2 protein-coding genes are annotated in these 1,624 nt (G+C 60.8%); one reads left to right on the top strand and one right to left on the bottom strand.

What is annotated here, in order from left to right; genetic code table 11:
• Nucleotides 1-1,019, bottom strand: a 1,019-nt coding sequence (locus tag A2I95_RS36390) for a Na+/H+ antiporter NhaC family protein (protein ID WP_291737369.1), incomplete at its 3' end; no start/stop codon positions are given.
• 374 nt (nucleotides 1,020-1,393) lie between these two features.
• On the opposite strand from A2I95_RS36390, the gene A2I95_RS36385 reads away from it, so the two are divergent.
• Nucleotides 1,394-1,624 (top strand): H-type lectin domain-containing protein (locus A2I95_RS36385; RefSeq protein WP_291737368.1); only part of this gene is annotated, 231 nt, incomplete at its 3' end.

Raw genomic sequence — 1,624 nt, 5'->3', positions numbered from 1 at the left:
GACTTCACCCGCGCAATGATCACTTCGATGATGGCCTGCAGACAGCCGGTCCGCTCCAGCGCGCCGCCGAACCCCAGCGCCAGCAGCACCAGCGAAATGGTCCACATCATCGACTGGATGCCGCCGCGGTTCAGCAGCGGGTCGATTTCGGGCACACCGGTCTCAATCGCATAGCCGCTGTTGGCAAAGGTGAAGGTCTCATGCAGGCCCGCGCCCTGGCACAGCATCGCCATGATGCCGCCCACGACAGCACCGGCAAACAGCGACGGGATCGGCGGCTGTTTCATTACCGCAAGCGCAATCACCAGCAGCGCTGGCAGCAGCATCAGCGGGGAGATCCAGAATGCGCCGTCCAGCGCCTCGGTAATTGCGTCGATCCGCTCGAACGACACCTGCGAGGTATCGATCAGGGTGAAGCCCACAACCAGATAGATCACCAGCGCAATCAGCATCGACGGCACGGTGGTCGGAAGCATGTTGCGGATGTGGTCGAACAGGTTGGTGCCGGTGACGGCAGGGGCCAGATTGGTGGTGTCCGACAGCGGCGAGATCTTGTCGCCGAAGAACGCGCCCGAAACCACGGCGCCCGCGGTCCAGTACATCGGAATGCCAAAGCCCGCACCGATCCCCATAAGTGCCAGGCCGACGGTGCCCACGGTGCCCCAGGAGGTGCCCAGCGACACCGACACGATCGAGCACAGCACCATGCCGGCCGCCAGGAACAACTCGGGCGACAGGATCTTGAGGCCGTAGTAGATCAGCGTCGGCACCGTGCCGCTGGCAATCCAGATGCCGACAATCATGCCGACGGTGATCAGGATCGACACCGACGGCAGCGAGATGTTGATGACGTGGAACACGCCTTCCTCGATGTTGTCCCACTTGTGGCCCAGCTTCAGCCCCACCAGCGCGGTGATGGCGATGCCGATGGCCAGTGGGATATGCGGGGTGAAATCCCCGAAATAGAACAGCTGGACGCCCAGAACACCCAGTGTCAGCACGATGGGTAAAAGCGCCATCGCCAGGCCTGGCTTCACGATATTCGGATCATTTGGTGACACGGGTATCTCCTCCCTTGGATCAAATCGCCTGTCAAAGGCGGATGCGGATACACACCAGAAATCGGCCTCGGGGACTCGCCGCTGCCGCGCCGGAATGCACAGCGTTTGCGACAATCGGGGAAATATCCCTGATCAGGGAAATGTTGGGCTTTGAAGGGGATTTCTCCCTGCTGGGAAGGCAGGGACCGCCTGCAAGGTATCCGGCAACTGCACCTTGCCAAGCCGGCACTGCCTTGCCTAAAGGCAACATCCGCAGGGTCTTTGTTTCAGGTTTCTGGATAATCCTGATGGATGGCTTAATCTCAATTTTGACTAACCGTTTGGGAACCGGAATGAAAAGACTGCGCAACCCCCGTACAGGGGTCGATCAGGGGGATATCGAAGTCTTTTCGGATTTCGAAGACAACGGTGAAATGTGGACCGGCTCCGGCCCGCGCGAGCGGCGCCGGTCGGTGGACTTCAGCGCAGTATTTGCCAGCCCGCCATCGGTGCATGTGTCGGTGTCGCTCTGGGATATGGACACCTCCGCCGCGATCCGGGCGGAACTGGTGGCGGAAAACGTC

Source organism: Leisingera sp. F5 (assembly GCF_001593695.1).
Note: the sequence above shows the minus strand (reverse complement) of the source record. Positions and strands in the feature narration are given on the sequence as shown.